The organism is Yersinia vastinensis (assembly GCF_044905075.1).
Lineage (GTDB): Bacteria > Pseudomonadota > Gammaproteobacteria > Enterobacterales > Enterobacteriaceae > Yersinia > Yersinia vastinensis.
Window position 1 is genome coordinate 1 of sequence record NZ_CP173260.1, and the last position, 19,727, is coordinate 19,727.

Consider the following 19,727-nt stretch of genomic DNA (forward strand, 5'->3'; position numbering starts at 1 on the left):
GTGTCACTTTCGCTTTGGCAGCAGTGTCTTGCCCGATTGCAGGATGAGTTACCTGCCACAGAATTTAGTATGTGGATACGCCCCCTACAGGCGGAACTGAGTGACAATACTCTGGCGCTTTACGCACCTAATCGTTTTGTACTGGACTGGGTCCGTGATAAGTACTTAAACAATATCAATGGCTTGCTGAATGATTTCTGTGGCACCGAAGTGCCTTTGCTGCGTTTTGAAGTGGGCAGCAAACCGGCGGTAAGAGCACACAGTCATCCAGTGACAGCCAGTGTTAGCGCGCCTGTTGCTCCGGTTACCCGCAGTGCCCCTGTGCGTCCGAGTTGGGACAGTTCGCCCGCGCAGCCTGAACTTTCTTACCGTTCGAATGTGAACCCTAAGCACACATTTGATAACTTCGTTGAAGGTAAATCTAACCAACTGGCGCGTGCTGCTGCACGTCAGGTTGCTGATAATCCGGGTGGTGCGTATAACCCCCTATTCCTTTATGGCGGAACAGGCTTGGGTAAAACCCACCTGTTACACGCAGTAGGGAATGGCATCATGGCGCGTAAAGCCAATGCCAAAGTGGTGTATATGCATTCGGAGCGTTTTGTACAGGATATGGTTAAAGCCTTGCAAAACAACGCAATAGAAGAATTTAAGCGCTATTATCGTTCGGTTGATGCATTATTAATCGATGATATTCAGTTCTTTGCCAATAAAGAGCGTTCTCAGGAAGAATTTTTCCACACCTTTAATGCCTTGCTGGAAGGCAATCAGCAGATCATTTTGACCTCAGATCGCTATCCAAAAGAGATCAACGGGGTAGAAGATCGTCTGAAATCGCGCTTTGGCTGGGGCCTGACGGTGGCAATTGAGCCGCCGGAACTGGAAACCCGTGTCGCGATACTGATGAAGAAAGCGGATGAAAATGATATTCGCTTGCCGGGTGAGGTTGCGTTCTTTATTGCCAAGCGTCTGCGTTCCAATGTTCGTGAACTGGAAGGGGCATTGAATCGGGTGATCGCCAATGCCAATTTTACGGGCCGGGCCATCACGATAGATTTTGTTCGTGAAGCTCTGCGTGACTTGCTGGCATTGCAGGAAAAGCTGGTTACTATCGATAATATTCAAAAGACAGTTGCTGAATATTATAAAATTAAGGTCGCTGACCTGCTCTCCAAACGGCGTTCCCGTTCGGTGGCCCGTCCACGCCAAATGGCGATGGCACTGGCGAAAGAGTTAACCAACCACAGCCTGCCTGAAATCGGCGATGCGTTTGGTGGCCGCGACCATACCACGGTGTTGCATGCTTGCCGCAAGATTGAGCAATTGCGTGAGGAAAGCCACGACATCAAAGAAGATTTCTCTAACTTAATCAGAACATTATCCTCCTAGCGCTATGAAATTTATCATTGAACGTGAGCATCTGCTAAAACCGCTGCAACAGGTCAGTAGCCCGCTGGGTGGACGTCCTACGTTGCCAATTTTGGGTAACTTGTTGTTGCAAGTCACTGAAGACTCTTTGCTGCTGACCGGCACCGATTTAGAAATGGAGATGGTCGCGCGCGTGGCGCTGTCTCAGCCCCATACTCAGGGTGCAACGACAGTGCCTGCACGGAAGTTTTTTGATATCTGGCGCGGGTTGCCGGAAGGGGCTGAAATTACCGTTGCATTAGATGGTGATCGCCTACTGGTGCGTTCTGGCCGTAGTCGTTTCTCGCTGTCTACTTTACCTGCGGCAGATTTCCCGAATCTGGATGACTGGCAGAGTGAAGTTGAATTCACTTTACCGCAAGCAACATTGAAACGTCTGATTGAGTCTACCCAGTTCTCAATGGCCCATCAGGATGTGCGCTATTACTTGAACGGCATGCTGTTTGAGACTGAAGGCGAAGAGCTGCGTACTGTCGCAACTGATGGTCACCGGTTGGCGGTTTGTTCAATGCCAGTGGGCCAGACGTTACCTTCACATTCGGTGATCGTGCCGCGTAAAGGTGTGATGGAGTTGGTGAGATTGCTGGATGGCGGAGATACACCGCTGAAGCTACAAATCGGCAGCAACAATATCCGCGCACATGTGGGTGACTTCATTTTCACCTCGAAGCTGGTTGATGGCCGCTTCCCGGATTACCGTCGTGTCTTGCCGAAAAATCCTGATAAAACGCTACAGGCAAGCTGTGATTTACTGAAACAGGCCTTTTCTCGCGCCGCCATTTTGTCTAACGAGAAGTTTCGTGGCGTGCGGCTGTATGTTAGCCAAAATCAGCTTAAAATCACCGCTAATAACCCTGAGCAGGAAGAAGCGGAAGAGATTCTTGATGTTAGCTACGATGGGGCGGAAATGGAGATCGGTTTCAACGTCAGCTATGTGCTTGATGTGCTGAATGCGCTCAAATGCGAAGATGTGAACCTATTACTGACCGACTCGGTATCGAGTGTGCAGATTGAAGATGGGGCGAGCCAGGCTGCAGCTTATGTTGTCATGCCAATGCGTCTGTGATCTATAGCGGGTTATTTTACTTGCCAGCTTGGGATTGAGCTGAAGTACGCTCCGGTGACAGTGCGCTGTCTGCGCCCAATCTGTCTGCGACAATTACGCCCGAGGTCAGGGATACAAGAATAAGAAGCAGTTTCATGGCGTTGACGCGTTTACTGATAAAAGATTTTCGCAACATTGAATCGGCAGACTTAGCGCTGGCGTCGGGTTTTAATTTTTTAGTCGGCCCCAACGGCAGTGGTAAAACCAGTGTGTTGGAGGCGATTTATACCCTTGGCCATGGTCGCGCTTTTCGAAGTTTACAGGCCGGTCGTGTGATTCGTCATGAATGTGCTGAGTTTGTTTTACATGGTCGGGTTGATGCCAATGAGCGCGAATCGTCCGTGGGATTGAGCAAAAGCCGGCAGGGTGATACCAAAGTGCGCATTGATGGCACTGATGGCCATAAAGTGGCTGAATTGGCACAAATGCTGCCGATGCAACTGATTACCCCTGAGGGTTTTACGTTATTGAATGGTGGGCCAAAGTTTCGGCGCGCTTTTTTGGACTGGGGTTGCTTTCATAATGAACCCGGTTTTTTTACGGCCTGGAGCAATCTTAAAAGATTACTTAAGCAGCGTAACGCCGCGCTGCGCCAGGTTAGTCGCTATGCGCAAATCCGGGCTTGGGATCAAGAAATTATCCCGCTGGCTGAACGTATTAGTGAGTGGCGGGCGGCATACAGTGATGCAATTGCGGCAGATATTTCAGCTACATGCGCCCTGTTCCTGCCAGAGTTCGCCCTGAGTTTCTCTTTCCAGCGCGGCTGGGATAAAGAGAGTGACTATGGTGAGTTGCTGGAACGCCAGTTTGAGCGTGACAGAGCGCTAACCTATACCGCCGTCGGGCCACATAAAGCGGATTTTCGCATTCGGGCCGATGGTACGCCGGTAGAAGATTTGCTATCGCGCGGTCAGCTGAAGTTGCTGATGTGCGCACTGCGGTTAGCGCAGGGTGAGTTTCTCACCCGACAGAGCGGGCGGCGTTGCCTGTATCTGCTTGACGATTTTGCTTCCGAATTAGACACCGGTCGTCGTCGATTATTAGCCGAGCGTTTAAAGGCGACTCAGGCACAGGTTTTTGTCAGCGCAGTGAGCGCTGAACAAGTGACTGACATGGTGGGCGAAAAGGGCAAGATGTTCCGTGTGGAACATGGCAAAATAGAGGTTCAACCACAGGATTAAAAATGAGCGAGAAACGTTGATGTCGAATACTTATGACTCCTCAAGTATCAAGGTATTAAAAGGGCTGGATGCGGTTCGTAAGCGTCCGGGCATGTATATCGGTGATACTGATGACGGTACCGGTCTGCACCACATGGTATTCGAGGTTGTGGATAACGCTATCGACGAAGCCCTCGCGGGTCACTGTAAAGAGATTGTGGTGACCATCCATTCGGATAACTCCGTTTCCGTACAGGATGATGGTCGTGGTATCCCAACCGGCATGCATGACGAGGAAGGGGTATCGGCGGCAGAGGTCATCATGACTGTGTTGCATGCTGGTGGTAAATTTGACGATAACTCGTACAAAGTTTCCGGCGGTCTGCATGGCGTAGGTGTGTCGGTTGTTAACGCCTTGTCTGAAAAACTGGAGCTGGTGATCCGCCGTGAAGGTAAAGTTCACGAGCAGACTTACAGAATGGGTGTGCCGCAGGCACCACTGAAAGTGGTGGGTGAAACCGATCAAACCGGGACAACCGTGCGCTTCTGGCCGAGTTTCCAGACCTTCACCAATAACACTGAATTCCAATATGAAATCCTAGCTAAACGTCTGCGTGAGCTGTCGTTCCTGAACTCTGGGGTTTCCATCAAACTAAGAGACAAACGTAACGATAAAGAAGACCACTTCCACTATGAAGGCGGTATTAAGGCGTTTGTTGAGTATTTGAACAAAAATAAAAACCCGATCCACCCGAAAGTGTTCTATTTCTCCACCGTGAAAGACGATATCGGCGTAGAAGTGGCCTTACAGTGGAACGACGGTTTCCAAGAAAACATTTACTGTTTCACCAACAACATTCCGCAGCGTGATGGGGGAACTCACTTAGTGGGCTTCCGTACGGCAATGACCCGTACTCTGAACAGCTACATGGATAAAGAAGGCTACAGTAAAAAAGCGAAAATCAGTGCAACCGGTGACGATGCCCGTGAAGGCCTGATTGCTGTGGTTTCCGTGAAAGTGCCAGACCCTAAATTCTCCTCACAGACCAAAGATAAATTGGTTTCTTCTGAGGTGAAAACGGCGGTTGAAACGCTGATGAACGAGAAGCTGGTTGAGTATCTGCTGGAAAACCCGACTGACGCCAAAATCGTCGTCGGTAAAATTATCGATGCAGCCCGTGCCCGTGAAGCGGCGCGTAAAGCTCGTGAAATGACCCGTCGTAAAGGGGCGTTGGATTTAGGTGGCTTGCCAGGTAAGTTAGCTGACTGCCAAGAACGTGACCCTGCATTGTCCGAGCTCTACTTAGTGGAAGGGGACTCTGCGGGCGGCTCTGCGAAGCAAGGCCGTAACCGTAAGAATCAGGCGATTTTGCCGCTGAAAGGTAAAATTCTGAACGTTGAGAAAGCGCGTTTTGACAAAATGCTTTCTTCACAAGAAGTTGCCACCCTGATTACTGCGTTGGGCTGCGGTATTGGTCGGGATGAATATAACCCGGACAAACTGCGCTATCACAGCATCATCATCATGACCGATGCCGACGTGGATGGTTCACACATCCGTACTTTGCTGCTGACGTTCTTCTATCGCCAAATGCCGGAAATTATTGAGCGCGGTCATGTCTATATCGCTCAACCGCCATTGTATAAAGTGAAGAAAGGCAAGCAAGAGCAATACATCAAAGATGATGATGCGATGGAACAGTATCAGATGACATTGGCATTGGATGGGGCAGCATTGCACATCAATGAACATGCGCCTGCATTGTCCGGTGAGCCATTAGAGCGACTGGTTGCTGAACATTACAGCGTACAGAAAACCATCGCGCGTATGGAACGCCGTTATCCGCGTGCTTTGCTGAATAACCTGATTTATCAGCCAACGCTGAAAGAAGAAGATTTAACCAATAAAGAGGTTGTGACGCAGTGGATTGATTCGCTGGTGTCCATGCTGAATGAAAAAGAACAGCACGGCAGCAGCTACAGTTCAGTGGTGCGCGAAAACCGTGAGCGTCAATTGTTCGAGCCAATATTACGTATTCGTACCCACGGGGTTGATACGGATTATGAGCTGGACTTTGATTTCATCCACGGTGGTGAGTATCGCAAAATCTGTCTGCTCGGCGACAAACTGCGAGACCTGATTGAAGAAGGTGCTTTTGTTGAGCGTGGTGACCGCCGTGTACCGGTTTCCAGCTTTGAAGGCGCGTTAGAGTGGTTGGTGAAAGAGTCTCGTCGTGGTCTGGCAATCCAACGCTATAAAGGGTTGGGCGAGATGAACCCGGAACAATTGTGGGAAACCACCATGGATCCAGAAGGCCGCCGTATGCTGCGTGTGATGGTTAAAGACGCTATTGCAGCAGACCAATTATTCACCACTCTGATGGGTGATGCGGTTGAACCTCGTCGTGCCTTTATCGAAGAGAATGCGCTGCGTGCAGCGAATATCGATATCTAATTGATCAGATTGATTATTGTCTGATAGAAAGCCCGGAGCAGGAAGCTGTCTCTGGGTTTTTTTTGCGTGGATAGGACGCAATTCGGAATTCCTTTCTCTGTGGTACTGATGCGGCGCACGGACTCATTAGAATCTGATCGCAATATCGCGTTAGCATCGGTTATGAGTTAAATATAAATGAGGGCCTTATGGCTATTGAACTGATCGCTATTGATATGGATGGCACGTTGCTTAATCCACAGCATGAAGTGACCCCACGGGTAAAACAGGCGATTGCCGCTGCTCGTGAGAAAGGTGTTTGTGTGGTACTGGCGACGGGACGCCCTTATATCGGGGTTCAACGTTATCTGCGTGAGCTGAATATGGAAGGTAGCGGTGATTATTGCATCAGCAATAACGGTGCTTTGGTACAAAAAGCAGCGACCGGTGAATGTATTTTGCAGGAAACGATCAGTTTTGAAGACTATCTCTATTTTGAGGCTTTATCACGTAAAATGGGGGTGAGTTTCCAAGCTTTTGATTTTGATACCTTATACACCGCAAACAAAGATATCAGTAAATATACTCTGCACGAAGTGATGTTGACCGGTATTCCATTGAAGTACCGCGCGGTAGAAGAGATGGACCCAACACTGCGCTTCCCAAAAGTGATGATGATTGATGAGCCTGAAAAACTGGATCATGCATTAGAGATGATGCCTGCCGAGGCTTTTGAGCGCTTCACCATCATGAAGAGTGCGCCTTTTTACCTAGAGATTTTGAGTAAGCGGGTTGATAAGGGAACGGGGGTAAAAATGCTGGCAGAGCATTTGGGCATCGCGCAAGAGAATGTCATGGCTCTAGGTGATCAGGGCAATGATATCGCCATGGTCAATTATGCTGGTGTGGGTGTGGCGATGGGAAATGCCATTCCTGAACTGAAAGAAATCGCGCAGTTTGTGACCGGAACCAACAGCGAAGATGGTGTGGCGATGGCTATTGAGAAGTTTGTCATTTAATTTTGTTGAGGCCGATAAATGCTGTTTATCGGCCTCAACAGTGAGGATATCAGCCTAAATCAGGTGGCGAGATTATTCTAAAATGCCTTTCACAATTTGCACATCTTGAATGCCCAAACCGGTTAAATCAGCCAAGGTAATCTGCTGATCGTTATTTCTAAAAGGCCCGTTTTGCGCTAAAGCCACCCCAATTTCAGTCAAGGAATAATGGGCTAACATTCCTCGCTGGAATGCTTGAGAAATTTCACCAAATTCAGTGCATTGCTCCCATGAGTCCACCAATATTTTATCGGCTTTTGCGACTAAATCAGGCGCTAACTCATGCTTGCCTGCGCCATCGGCTCCGACAGCGGTAATGTGAGTGCCGGGCTGAATATCCACGGCATGCAAAATGGCTTCCCGGCTTGGTGTGGTGGTGACGATCAATTGGCAGTGACGGGCTAACTCTGCGGCATTTTGTGTGGTATTAACGTCAAAACCTTCCGCTTGAGCATATTGCCGATATTCCTCTAATGCCGTTTCACTGCGCCCCCAGACCCATAGCTGGCGACATGAAATGACACTTTTCAGGTACATCAGATGCAGGCGTGCCTGCATACCTGTACCAACGATGCCGATAGCACGAATATTTCGTGGCGCACAAAGTTCGGCAGCAATACGCCCGGCGAGCGCGGTACGTAGCGCGGTTAGCCAGCCTTCATCCAATAGCAGGGCTTGTGGCTCGCCCGTTTGTGCAGAAAATGCCATCATCACTCCCTGATTACTGGCAAGACCCTGAGCGGGGTTATGATAAAAACCGCTTGAGACCTTTACCACAAACAGCTTGTCACCCTGTAAATAGCCACTTTTAATACAGCAATCACCATTGGCTTGCTCAAACAGTAAATGTTGTACTGGGGGCATTTGTACCTGCTTTTGGCTGAAAGCAATAAAACCGTCTTTGAGCAGCAAGGTGATGGCATCAGCGTCGAACTTGTCGAGAATTTGCTGTTTACTCAGGATAATCATTCGCTGACGGCCCCCAGATATTTTTCCAGTACGATATTTTTCCCGCATAGCACTACCGCGACTTTTTTACCTTGCCACTGTGGTGCCAGTTTTAGCGCGGCGGCTAAAGCGACACCTGCGGCCCCTTCGATCATCCAGCGGTCAGTGCGGGCAATTAAACGCATGGCTTCTTTAATTTCCTGCTCGCTCACCAGCACTTTTTGGTCAATTAGCTGTTGGCACAGCGCAAAGGTGATAGCACCCGGCTCGACCCCGCCCGCAGTGCCATCGGACAGTGTCTCTTGCTCGGCAACATCCTGAATTTGACCTCTTTCCAGGCAGGTATACATGCTGGTTGCATTGGCTGGCCAGCAACCTATCACCTGCGTTTTATCAGAGAGTTTCTTTAATACCGTCGCAATACCGGAAATTAGGCCACCGCCGCCCACCGCCACAAAAACGGCATCAAGATCAGGTTGTTGCTCAACCATCTCCATACCACAAGTGCCTTGTCCGGCAATGACCTGCTTATCGTTATAAGGGGAAATATAGACTTTATCTTGCTGTTGCGCGGCAGCACCCGCCGCCAGTTCTGCATTTAATGCATCTCCAGGAATCAGTTCAATATGACCCCCTAAGGCGCGGATAGCCTCTAACTTGATAGCTGCGGCTTGCTCGGGCGCATAAATTGTGGATTTCACTCCCGCCAGTTTCCCCGCCAGAGCCATCGCCTGACCATGATTACCGGTAGAAGCAGTGATTACTCCCTGTTGGCGCTGCTCGTCAGTAAGTAAACGCAGTTTGTTACTGGCCCCGCGAAATTTAAAAGAACCGGTGTGTTGCAGATGCTCACATTTGAGATAGATTTCACAACCACTGTGCAGAGTCAGCAGTGGGCTGTACTCCAGTGGTGTCACTCTCACTTGTGGGCGCAATACTTGGTGGGCCTCTTTGATGGCATCGAATAGCGTATTCATAGCGGTTCCTTTAAATTTTCAGTTGTTTTTGATGTTTTTCAACTGGTTGTAAACGGTAGCCCGGCCAATATTAAGGATTTTTGCGACATAGCCTGCGGCATTTTTGCCGTTAAATGCTCCCTGCTGATAAAGCGCCTCAATGAGCTTACGGCGGCTGACACTGTTTAACGTCGCCAGTGTCAGTTGCTGCTGTTGAAGCCAGTGATGAGTGTAAGTGTTGATCCGTTCCTGCCAATCATCTTGGAACAAGACATCAGGCTGGGGCTGTAATTGATGTCCCGATAGGAACATATCCAGCGCCGCTTTGGCACTTTCAAAGACGGTAATATCCAGATTAATACACAGCAGACCGACTGGTTGCCCTGTGTCGTCTCGCAGCACGGTGCTTATTGAGCGCAATTGCCGACCATCCCAGTTACGCTTTTGGTATGGGCCGATGACCTGCGAGTGTTGGTCAAATTGCAGATCACTGAGATTGGAGTCTTCCCCCAATTCCCTTTGTGAATAGTTATTAGCGACATAAACCAGTTTCTGGCTGGTTAAGTCGTGAATAGCAACTTCTGCATAGGGGGAGAACAGTGTGGCTATTGCATCGGCAATGGGCTGGCATCGGTTAAGCATTGAGGGGACTTTTTCTGGAATTTAAAATCCATATTAGACTTTTTTTTCTAAAATGCTATTGATAATTGCCAACTCGCTTTTACATTAATGGGAAGTGGGGGTGATATAATTTAGCGTAATGAATAATCGCTAACACAATCGTCTCCGGAGTCAGTATGGCCTTTCACGAACAACAACTCACCTTTGCTCCCAGGGGCCATCAACTGACCAATATCAATGTCTGGACACCGGATAGCCAGTGGCTGGCGTATGATGTGCGGCCTAACGGCAGTACGTTCAGTGGCTTAACCATTGAGCGAGTTAATTGCTCAACTCGTCATATTGAAGTTATTTATCGAGCCCAGCAGGGGGCGCATGTGGGTGTGGTGACGGTAAGTCCGGACGAGCCTGCACGTTATGTGTTTATCCACGGGCCAGAGCATCCGGATAGCCACTGGCATTATGATTTTCATCATCGCCGAGGGGTGATTGTGACAGAACCGGACAGGGAACTGGCGGTGACACTGGATGCCATGGATATTAGCGCACCTTATACAGCTGGCGCATTACGTGGTGGTAGCCATGTGCATGTTTTTAGCCCTGATGGCAGTCGCCTGAGTTTTACCTATAACGACCACGTATTGCACGAGTTAGATCCCGCGTTGGATTGCCGCAATGTGGGGGTGGCTCTACCGTTACATGGTGTCAACCCACCCAAACAACATCCGCGGGAATATGATGGTAGTCATTTCTGTGTGTTAGTCACTCGCACTACACCTACGCCACAGGCGGGCAGTGACCAGATAAACCGTGCTTATGAAGAGGGGTGGGTCGGTACGCAAGGTTATATGAAGGCCGATGGCCGCCGCCAGCGTTGGGCGCTGGCATTTATTGGCGATACGCTTTCGGCACAAGGTGAAAAAATTCCAGAAATCTATATTGCCGATTTACCTGAGCATGATAGGGATTATGCTAAAGCTGGGGCAGAGCCACTTGAGGGAACGAAAACCACGTTGCCAGCCCCACCTATGGGCGTCAGTCAGCGGCGAATAACGTTTACTGCCGAGCGGCGCTTCCCCGGTCTTGCCACCAGCCCTCGGCACTGGCTGCGCGCATCACCTGACGGCAGTGCCATTGCTTGTCTGATGAAGGATGATAGCGGCATAGTGCAGATGTGGTTGGTTTCACCAAATGGGGGGGAACCACGGCAGCTAACATTGACTGAGCAGGGGATTCAATCGGCTTTTAGTTGGCATCCACAAGGCCATTGTTTGGCATTTGTTAGTGATAACAGTGTGATGCTGTGTGATAGCACAACCGGCCAATTACAGCGGTTAACCGCGCGAAGTGCTGTGGCACCATTGGCGGATGCAGTGGTATTTTCACCGGATGGAACTCAAATTGCATTCATGCGGGAAATAGACGGATTCACTCAAATCTTTACCGTACATGTGCCTGAGTGAGCGGCTAGCGCTTTTACATTGGTAAGAGCGCTGCGAATATAACGGAGAAGGGTATGGGTTATTGTGGTGGAGCCGTTGCCGTCTGATTTTCAGTTTCAGACTGGCGGACACGTTCACGCGGTGAGTTGGCCATTTTATCCTCACTGTCAGAACGTAAATAATCATAGGGTAGTAGCAGGGTATCCATTACCGCAGAGAATGGTAGATCCACTGCCAGCAAGGGGCGCAATGCCCAGCCGGTATTGTCATCTTTGAGCATGGCCACATTGGCTTCTGTACCTGAGTAATAACCTTGACTGCTGCTCGTGTGCGTCATAATGCTGGAGCATCCGCTAGATAAAAGTAGCGAACAGCCGGTAACAAAAGGGATAACTGTATTTCTCATTATTTTATTCAGCTCTCATCATACCGGGCGATTATCAGGCTATAGGGTCAGTATTGATAAATAGGTTATATGAACTCATTTGCTATCAGTATCAGGTTTTGTCACGATTTTCATACCCTCTTACAGACAGTTCCTATGGTCAAAGATTCAATCTTCTGGCGTAACAGCTTTTAAGTGTAAGTTATGGCAACGCATTTATCGAATTATTATATTAATAAACATCTGATTAGGATTTTTTCCTTAAATTTTTTTTGATTTTGCTCTTGAAAAGAAAAAGGTAGGACCCATTTTATTATCAGGTCAGAAAGAATACGCCGACAGGGTATTCGGACCACAAGCCTGTCCTTGGTGGAAGGCTTAATAGAAAATATGATAACACCCTTGCTAATATATTTAGGAGGCAGTCTTTATGCGTAATTCCGAGCTTGCACCACTCTATCGTTCAGCTATCGGCTTTGACCGGTTATTTAATTTATTAGAATCCGGCCAGAACCAAAGCAATGGCGGTTATCCTCCTTATAACGTCGAATTGGTCGACGAAAACAACTACCGCATTGCTATCGCGGTGGCAGGCTTTGCAGAGCAGGAACTGGACGTGTCCACACAAGATAATATGTTGATTGTTCGTGGTGCTCACGCTGGTGAACCTGCACAGAAAACCTATTTATACCAAGGTATCGCTGAACGTAATTTCGAGCGGAAATTCCAGTTGGCAGAGCATATTAAAATCAAAGGTGCCAACTTAGTGAATGGGTTGCTGTATATCGATCTGGAGCGGTTAGTACCAGAAAGCTTAAAACCACGTCGTATTGAAATTAAGTAATTTGCTGAATAATGTGAGCTAGTCGCATTATTAATACGGAGTTTGGCCTGCCGTAATCGGGGGCTAACCGGTGACGAATTGAGAGTGAAAAATAATATAACGCCAGCATTTTGCGTTAGGGTTTTTTATATCGAAAATTCGTGACTGTTTATTATCTTATCTCGCTTCAAAGAAGGAGTTATATTTATGCGTAATTATGATTTGTCACCTTTGCTTCGTCAGTGGATTGGTTTTGATAAATTAGCCAGCTCAATGCAGGGCGGTCAGGATGCTCAGGGGTTCCCCCCATACAATATTGAGAAAACTGACGATAATCACTATCGCATCTCACTGGCATTAGCCGGTTTTAAACAGAGCGAACTGGATATTGAAGTTGAAGGCCCGCGTTTAACTGTTCGCGGTAAGCCAACACCAGCGGAAAAACAGGTTGAATACCTGCATCAAGGTCTGATTCGTAAAGAGTTTTCATTGACCTTCACTCTGGCTGAGCATCTGAATGTTGATAATGCTCAATTTGAGAATGGCCTGCTGCACATTGATTTGCTGCGCCAAGTGCCAGAAGCGTTGCAACCACAGCGCATTAGTATCGGCAGTGCTGCACCTCAAGAGCGCCCGGTATTAGATAATCCGGCGACAAGTGAACAGCAGTAATTATGATGACCGGCACCTCTCTCCGGGGTGCCGGTAAGATTTACCCTCTCCTTGTTGTGTCCTTTTAGCGTCATGCTTTTTATCTGTTAATTTTTTCACCGGAGAGATTCCCCGCTCTCCGGTGCATTTTGTGGTGCATCCCACATTCAACCGCCCCCCCTTCTGACAGAATCCTTACTAATTGTAAGAATTTAAGGCCATGTATGACATGAGCGATATTCCACATGGCCGACCCGTTTTTAAACTTAGGCAAGGAAGTGATTTATGAGTGCTATCGCCCTTACCGTCAGTATGTTGGCGCTGGTCGCCGTATTGGGGTTATGGATCGGTAATTGGAAAATCTATGGTGTGGGGTTAGGTATTGGCGGAGTGCTCTTTGGTGGCATTATTGTGGGCCATTTTGCACAAACATATCAGCTGGTACTCAATGGGGACATGCTGCATTTCATCCAAGAATTTGGTCTGATTCTGTTTGTTTACACTATCGGTATTCAGGTGGGACCGGGTTTCTTCTCTTCACTGCGGGTATCAGGGCTACGACTCAACTGTTTTGCCATTCTGATGGTGATTGTTGGTGGGTTAGTCACGGCAATTATCCATAAATTGTTCGCTGTGCCACTGCCTATTATTTTGGGCGTATTTTCCGGTGCAGTCACTAACACCCCAGCACTCGGGGCGGCACAGCAAATTCTCACTGATTTAGGTTCACCACCTCAATTGGTCAGCCAAATGGGGATGGGCTATGCCATGGCCTATCCATTTGGTATTTGTGGCATTTTGCTTGTGATGTGGCTGATCCGTTTATTCTTTAAAATCAACGTCGATCGTGAAGCGAAAGATTTTGATAGCAGCCACGGGCAAAACCGTGAATTGCTCCAGACCATGAACGTGGCGGTGCGTAACCCTAATTTGAATGGTTTATCCGTGCAGGATGTGCCGCTGCTCAACAGTGATGAAGTGGTCTGCTCTCGGTTAAAACGAGGAGATTTACTGATGGTGCCGTTGCCAGCCACCGTCATTGAGCTGGGGGACTATCTGCATTTAGTGGGGCAGCGTGATGCTTTGGAGAAAGTGCGGCTGGTGGTGGGGGAAGAGGTCGATGTCACATTGTCTACCGCCGGTACCACGCTGCAAACAGCCCGCGTGGTGGTCACCAACGAGGCGGTGTTGGGTAAAAAAATTCGTGACCTTAACTTGAAGCAAAAGTATGACGTGGTTATTACCCGTCTGAATCGTGCGGGCATTGAGCTGGTTGCCAGTAATAGCGCGAGTCTGCAATTCGGTGACATCCTTAATTTGGTTGGTCGCCCGGAAGCGATTGAGGCAGTCTCGGCTGTGGTTGGTAACGCACAACAGAAACTGCAACAAGTGCAAATGCTGCCGGTCTTTATCGGCGTTGGGTTGGGAGTGTTATTAGGATCTATTCCGCTCTTTATACCGGGGTTTCCGGCAGCATTGCGTTTAGGCTTGGCGGGTGGCCCGCTAGTTGTGGCATTAATTCTTGGACGTATTGGTAGCATTGGGAAGTTGTATTGGTTTATGCCACCGAGTGCCAACTTGGCGTTGCGGGAGCTGGGGATTGTGCTGTTCTTGTCCGTGGTTGGGTTGAAATCCGGCGGTGATTTTATCAATACGCTGGTAAATGGCGATGGACTGGCGTGGATTGGTTATGGCGCGATGATAACGGGGATACCATTACTGACGGTGGGTATTCTGGCGCGCATGCTGGTCAAGATGAACTATCTGACATTGTGCGGCATGCTCGCCGGGTCAATGACCGATCCTCCGGCGCTAGCATTTGCTAATGGCTTACACCCAACCAGCGGTGCGGCGGCGCTGTCTTATGCCACCGTTTATCCGTTGGCGATGTTCTTACGAATAATGTCGCCACAGATTTTGGCGGTACTGTTTTGGACTACGATGTAGCTAACTCATCCCCTGCGGGCTCAAGTCCGCAGGGGATGAGTTAATTGCTTTCGAGAAATCACTCCGCTCCCTGAAACGCCAGCTCAATTTCTTCCGCTAAAATGGCTACCCCTTTTTCGATCTGCTCAGGTTCCGGCACATAGTTCATTCGCATACACTGGTGGGTGTGCGGCCAGTCATATCCCAGTCCGGGAAAGAAGTAGTGGCCGGGCACCATCAACACGCCACGTTTTTTCAGGCGCTGATAGAGCAACTCGGTACTGATCGGCAAATCTTTAAACCATAACCACAGGAAGATAGCCCCCTCTGGTTTGTGGATAAGACAGCGCTCAGGTGGGAGATATCGACGCAAAATAGCGATGGTCTGCTGCACCCGATCAAAATAGAAGGGACGAATCACTTCGTTGGATAGACGTAATAAATCACCGCGTTCAATCATTTCCGCGGCGATAGCTGGCCCCATGCTGCCCGGTGATAAACTGATAATGCCATTCATGTTGGTGATAGCAGAAATCACTTTCTCATCAGCAATCACAATCCCACAACGCGATCCCGGTAGGCCAAGTTTTGACAAACTCATGCACAGGATAATGTTCGGGTTCCACAGCGGTGTTGCCTCAGTAAAAATAATGCCGGGGAAGGGGACACCATAGGCATTATCAATCAATAGCGGAATATCACGCTGTTGAGCAATAGCATCAAGGCGGATTAACTCTTCATCAGTAATAACATTACCGGTCGGGTTGGTCGGCCGCGAGACACAGATAAGCCCAATATCATCGGTAATATTGAGGTGCTCGAAATCAACGTGATACTTGAATTGGCCTTCTGGCAGTAACTCAATATTAGGTTTGGCAGAGACAAATAGGTCTTCATCCAGACCCGCGTCAGCGTAACCAAGATACTCAGGTGCGAGTGGGAATAATACTCGGCGACGGCTACCATCAGCGTAGCGGCCAGCGAATAAATTAAATAAGTAGAAAAATGCACTTTGGCTACCATTTGTCAGTGCAATATTCTGTGGCTCAATTTGCCAACCTAGCTCGTCACGTAGCATTTTTGCCAGCGCTTTTAGCAGCAAATCTTTGCCTTGTGGCCCATCATAATTGCACAACGCTTCGGTCAGTTGACCGCGCTCCAGCATCTCCTGACACAGTTGCTGGAAATAAGCATCCATCTCAGGGATATGTGCCGGATTACCCCCGCCAAGCATGATTGAACCGGGGGTTCTTAGGCCGTCGTTGAGGTCGTCCATCAGTCTGGTAATACCCGCATAGCGGGTAAATTTGTCGCCGAAAAGTGAGAACTTCATAAGATGAAAATTTATTGTTATCCGTAAGTGAACAAGTACCATACTCGCAGATAAAAGCGGGTGCAATGCGGAAAGATTTCTTCCTGCCGCGTGAAAATATCGGCATGAAGTGTTTTTGCGGAATAATACGCTAATTCACTCTTTTTTGTCGCCAACCCAAACGACCAGCACTTTATCGCCTTGGTGTTGGCGACTAAAGGCATAATAATCAGCCGTTTGCTGGGATTGCTGCACCCCAGCACCAATGGCGGGGTGACGGGCGCGGAATTGGCTGACTTTCTGCCAATGTGCCAATAGTGCACCTTTGGCGCCGGTCAGCTCATTCCAGTTCATATCAGAACGCGTGCCCTGCAATGGGTCAGACCCCGTTGGGCCAAATTCTCGCCCACTTTCATCACCATAGAAAATTTGCACTGCTCCCGGTGCCAGCAGTAGCAGATCACCCGCCCGTTGCTGTTTCACCAAAGACTGTTGTGCATCGTCTTTAAAAAATAGCCGAGTATCATGAGATGAAATGTAACTCAATACATTGAAACCTTGCAGCTTATCCGCCATTTGTTGATAAGTACCATCAATGGATGAGAAGCACGTTAGTGCCTGTTTGGCTTGATCCTGAAAATCAAAGTTAATCATGGCATCGAAGCCATTTTGGTAGTAATCGCTCTTCATTACCCCATGACCCCAGGCTTCTCCTGTCATCCAGAACGGCAAGTCATCCAGCGCTTGATCAGGATGAGCCGCTTTCCAGGCTGCCAGTGCTGCGGTAGTTTGCTGCTTAAGCTGTTGCCAGGCGGGTTTCTCAACATGTTTGGCGGTATCAACCCGAAAACCGTCGATACCATAATCACGAACCCATTGGCTCAACCATTGTGTGAGGTAATCTCGCGGTGTGGCCCCGGGGATTTCCCGTGCTGCGGTATCCGGTTTGTGGCGGTAAAATACGGGCAGACCACTGGGTTGGGTCGATTCTGTTTTGATGTCCGGCAGGAAAGCTAACGACATGGTTAAATCGTCATAGCCGGGGGAGTCATAATCACCAATATCGGTGCGGATCCACTTCTTGCCCCACCAATTATCCCACGCGGTTTTATCACTAAAATTGATGTAATCATTAAAACTATGCCAAGTTTGTCCTTTACCGGGAGTCCAGTCTGTCCAGTTTTTACCCAAGGTTTTTTCTAACTGATCGTTTTGCAGATAAAGGGCACCAAACTGATAACTTTGCATATCGGCCAAGGTGGCGTATCCGACGTGATTCATTACCACATCAAAGAGAATGCGAATGCCGCGTTTGTGGGCTTGTTCAACCAGATTGTGCAGCTCTTTCTCGGTGCCCATATTGGCATCCAGACGTGTCCAATCCAGCCCATAATAGCCATGGTAGGCATAATGTGGGAAGTCGCCTTTGGTGCCTCCCCCAACCCAGCCGTGGATTTGCTCCAGTGGTGAGCTTATCCATAATGCATTGACGCCAAGTTGTTGCAGATAATCAAGTTTTTCCGTTAATCCAGCCAGATCCCCACCATGAAAAGTCCCGATTTCCTGCATACCATCGCCATGGCGACCATAGCTGTGGTCATTAGCTGGATTGCCATTTTTGAATCGATCCGTCAGCGCAAAATAGACGGTGGCATTCTGCCAACTGAATGGTGCGGCTTGCTGAGTTTGCGCTGATTCCAGCAGCAGTAAACCGCCACTCTCCGGGCTGGGTTGCAGTGTGATTTTTCCAAGAGAAACTTTCGCGATTTGACCGGAGTAGAACTCCCGTACCATTTCACCTTCAGCAAAAGTTTTGCTCACATTAAGGGTTACGGGTTTACCATCCCAGCGCTGACAGCTGTGTGCCACGACACTGATAGCTTCGACTACTGGCTCTTTGATATTTAAGGTGAGTGTTGGGGTGCCGCTGCGCGTATCAATGCGCACCTGATACTGACCATCGCGGAACAGTCGCCACTGAATATCGGTCTGATTCTGGCAAGGTTGCAGTGAAAACGTCTGATTCAGTTTTACAGGACCAGTGGGTTGCCAACACTGCTTATTTTGATAAAACTTGAGCGAATATTCACCTTTGGTTAGCGCACTGCTGCTGACAAAAACCCCGCTATCTTGCTCAGTAAATGCCGGGAAATGCTGTAGTGACCAGTTAGCCATCACTGCTGGTGATATAAGGAGGAGCATAGAGAGGCTGAGATGATGCTTCATGACACATCTTCCTTGGGTCTGAAAAGAGATAAAATTTTATAAAGAGCAGTGTGCCGGTTGGTGAATAAATAGCCTCATCCTTGCGCCGTTTTTACAGGGAGGAGGAGGATGGAGGAGGGAGATTTGGCCTGCAAGCAGGCCATTAGAATTATTTATTCTGTTTAGGATTTCTTTAACTTACTGCTTTTTTAACACTTGCGGGTTTACACAGTTTTCTGTGACGGTGCCGGTTAGTGCGGCAATCAAGTTATCCACGGCGCAGGCGGCCATGTTGTAGCGGGTCTCTGTAGTTGCAGATCCAATATGTGGCACGGCAACCACATTCCGCAATTTGAGTAGGGGTGAATCCACTGGCAGTGGTTCTTGCTCAAAGACATCCAGCCCGGCGGCATGAATTGTGCCATCTTGCAGGGCAGCTATCAGCGCCTGTTCATCAACCACCGGCCCACGGCCAGCATTGATCAAAATGGCGCTGGGCTTCATTTTGGCTAACTGCTCACGGCTAATCATATGATAAGTCTGCTCGGTCATCGGCAGTGTAATACAGAGAAAATCAACCTCAGCCAGTAAGGTGTCCAGTGAACAACGCCGAGCACCAAAGCGCTTTTCCGCTTCTTCATGTGGGCGACGGCTGGTGTACAGCACAGGCATATTAAAACCAAAGTGTGCGCGTTGAGCCAGCGCCATACCAATCCGGCCCATGCCGAGGATACCGATGGTTTTGTGGTGCACATCCACGCCATACCAATCCTCACCAACACTGTCTTGCCACTCGCCGGCTTTCACGCGTTCAGCCAGCTCCACGACACGGCGAGCACTCGCGAGCACCAATGCCATCATGGTGTCAGCCACCGTTTCCGTTAGTACCGTTGGTGTGTGCATCAATGCAACACCACGCTGATTTAGGGCGTCCACATCAAAATTATCATAGCCAACAGAAATGGTGGAGGCGGCACGTAAGTGCGGCGCTAATTGCAAAAAAGCATGATCAATCTTGCCACCGGAACCAATAAGCCCCTCCGCTTTTTGCAGGGCTGATAAGAGTGCGGGCTGATTCTCCGGCGATAAGCCATCAAAACTGTTTACTGTGAAATGTTGCTCTAAACGCTGGTGTAGATCGGCGGGAATACTTTTGTACAGAACAATGGAAGGCTTCATCACAAGTGCAACTCCATGACGGGGTGGGATTAAAGCCAGCATAACAGTGATCACCACGGTGGGATCAAGCGCTAATCACCCTCATAATGTTACA

General features: G+C 48.9%; 16 protein-coding genes. 9 read left to right on the forward strand and 7 right to left on the reverse strand.

Annotation, left to right across the window (positions count from 1 at the left end; translation table 11 throughout):
- The 5 genes from dnaA to yidA all read left to right on the forward strand — a co-directional run bounded on the left by dnaA (position 1) and on the right by yidA (position 7,146).
- Positions 1-1,389 carry a chromosomal replication initiator protein DnaA gene (gene dnaA / locus ACIOG0_RS00005; protein WP_050099354.1) on the forward strand — a complete coding sequence of 463 codons (1,389 nt, stop codon included), beginning with the start codon at positions 1-3 and terminating at the stop codon, positions 1,387-1,389.
- 4 nt (positions 1,390-1,393) lie between these two features.
- Complete coding sequence (dnaN, locus tag ACIOG0_RS00010) at positions 1,394-2,494, forward strand: DNA polymerase III subunit beta (protein ID WP_050140086.1); 1,101 nt, start codon at positions 1,394-1,396, stop codon at positions 2,492-2,494.
- A gap of 134 nt (positions 2,495-2,628) precedes the next feature.
- Positions 2,629-3,714 (forward strand): DNA replication/repair protein RecF, encoded by a 1,086-nt coding sequence (gene recF, locus ACIOG0_RS00015; protein ID WP_050099358.1) that lies wholly within the window; start codon positions 2,629-2,631, stop codon positions 3,712-3,714.
- A 19-nt stretch (positions 3,715-3,733) separates the two neighbouring features.
- Positions 3,734-6,148 carry a DNA topoisomerase (ATP-hydrolyzing) subunit B gene (gene gyrB / locus ACIOG0_RS00020; protein ID WP_050099361.1) on the forward strand — a complete coding sequence of 805 codons (2,415 nt, stop codon included), beginning with the start codon at positions 3,734-3,736 and terminating at the stop codon, positions 6,146-6,148.
- 188 nt (positions 6,149-6,336) lie between these two features.
- Positions 6,337-7,146, forward strand: a complete 810-nt coding sequence (gene yidA / locus ACIOG0_RS00025; protein ID WP_050099363.1) for a sugar-phosphatase — start codon at positions 6,337-6,339, stop codon at positions 7,144-7,146.
- 72 nt (positions 7,147-7,218) lie between these two features.
- Here yidA and ACIOG0_RS00030 read toward each other — a convergent pair whose 3' ends face one another.
- From ACIOG0_RS00030 to ACIOG0_RS00040, 3 genes are read right to left on the reverse strand one after another with little or no spacing between them, the layout of a single operon-like run.
- Positions 7,219-8,154 (reverse strand): ornithine cyclodeaminase family protein, encoded by a 936-nt coding sequence (locus ACIOG0_RS00030; RefSeq protein WP_128451713.1) that lies wholly within the window; start codon positions 8,152-8,154, stop codon positions 7,219-7,221.
- Positions 8,151-9,110, reverse strand: a complete 960-nt coding sequence (locus ACIOG0_RS00035; protein ID WP_050140085.1) for a threonine/serine dehydratase — start codon at positions 9,108-9,110, stop codon at positions 8,151-8,153. Before ACIOG0_RS00035 ends, ACIOG0_RS00030 begins: the two co-directional genes overlap by 4 nt.
- An 18-nt stretch (positions 9,111-9,128) precedes the next feature.
- The gene (locus ACIOG0_RS00040; RefSeq protein WP_050099368.1) at positions 9,129-9,731 is read right to left on the reverse strand and encodes a transcriptional regulator; all 603 of its coding nucleotides are present in this window, start codon (positions 9,729-9,731) and stop codon (positions 9,129-9,131) included.
- 155 nt (positions 9,732-9,886) lie between these two features.
- Between ACIOG0_RS00040 and ACIOG0_RS00045 the strand changes: the two genes are divergently transcribed.
- A complete protein-coding gene (locus tag ACIOG0_RS00045; RefSeq protein WP_050295617.1) occupies positions 9,887-11,173 on the forward strand; it encodes a DUF3748 domain-containing protein in 1,287 nt (428 codons plus the stop codon).
- Between the two features lie 58 nt (positions 11,174-11,231).
- On the opposite strand, the gene ACIOG0_RS00050 is transcribed toward ACIOG0_RS00045, so the two are convergent.
- Positions 11,232-11,558 (reverse strand): YceK/YidQ family lipoprotein, encoded by a 327-nt coding sequence (locus ACIOG0_RS00050; protein WP_050099372.1) that lies wholly within the window; start codon positions 11,556-11,558, stop codon positions 11,232-11,234.
- 409 nt (positions 11,559-11,967) lie between these two features.
- On the opposite strand from ACIOG0_RS00050, the gene ibpA reads away from it, so the two are divergent.
- From ibpA to ACIOG0_RS00065, 3 genes are all read left to right on the forward strand, one after another.
- Positions 11,968-12,381 (forward strand): small heat shock chaperone IbpA, encoded by a 414-nt coding sequence (gene ibpA / locus ACIOG0_RS00055; protein WP_050099374.1) that lies wholly within the window; start codon positions 11,968-11,970, stop codon positions 12,379-12,381.
- A gap of 186 nt (positions 12,382-12,567) precedes the next feature.
- Positions 12,568-13,032, forward strand: coding sequence for a small heat shock chaperone IbpB (gene ibpB / locus ACIOG0_RS00060; RefSeq protein ID WP_050099375.1), 465 nt, complete (start codon positions 12,568-12,570; stop codon positions 13,030-13,032).
- Positions 13,033-13,296: 264 nt separating this feature from the next.
- Complete coding sequence (locus ACIOG0_RS00065; protein WP_050099376.1) at positions 13,297-14,958, forward strand: putative transporter; 1,662 nt, start codon at positions 13,297-13,299, stop codon at positions 14,956-14,958.
- A gap of 58 nt (positions 14,959-15,016) precedes the next feature.
- Here ACIOG0_RS00065 and ACIOG0_RS00070 read toward each other — a convergent pair whose 3' ends face one another.
- From ACIOG0_RS00070 to ghrB, 3 genes are all read right to left on the reverse strand, one after another.
- Positions 15,017-16,270, reverse strand: a complete 1,254-nt coding sequence (locus ACIOG0_RS00070; protein ID WP_050295620.1) for a valine--pyruvate transaminase — start codon at positions 16,268-16,270, stop codon at positions 15,017-15,019.
- A gap of 135 nt (positions 16,271-16,405) precedes the next feature.
- Complete coding sequence (locus ACIOG0_RS00075) at positions 16,406-18,475, reverse strand: alpha-amylase (protein WP_128451714.1); 2,070 nt, start codon at positions 18,473-18,475, stop codon at positions 16,406-16,408.
- A gap of 177 nt (positions 18,476-18,652) precedes the next feature.
- On the reverse strand, positions 18,653-19,633 hold the full coding sequence (gene ghrB / locus ACIOG0_RS00080) for a glyoxylate/hydroxypyruvate reductase GhrB (RefSeq protein ID WP_050099614.1): 981 nt from the start codon (positions 19,631-19,633) through the stop codon (positions 18,653-18,655).
- Positions 19,634-19,727 lie beyond the last annotated feature (94 nt).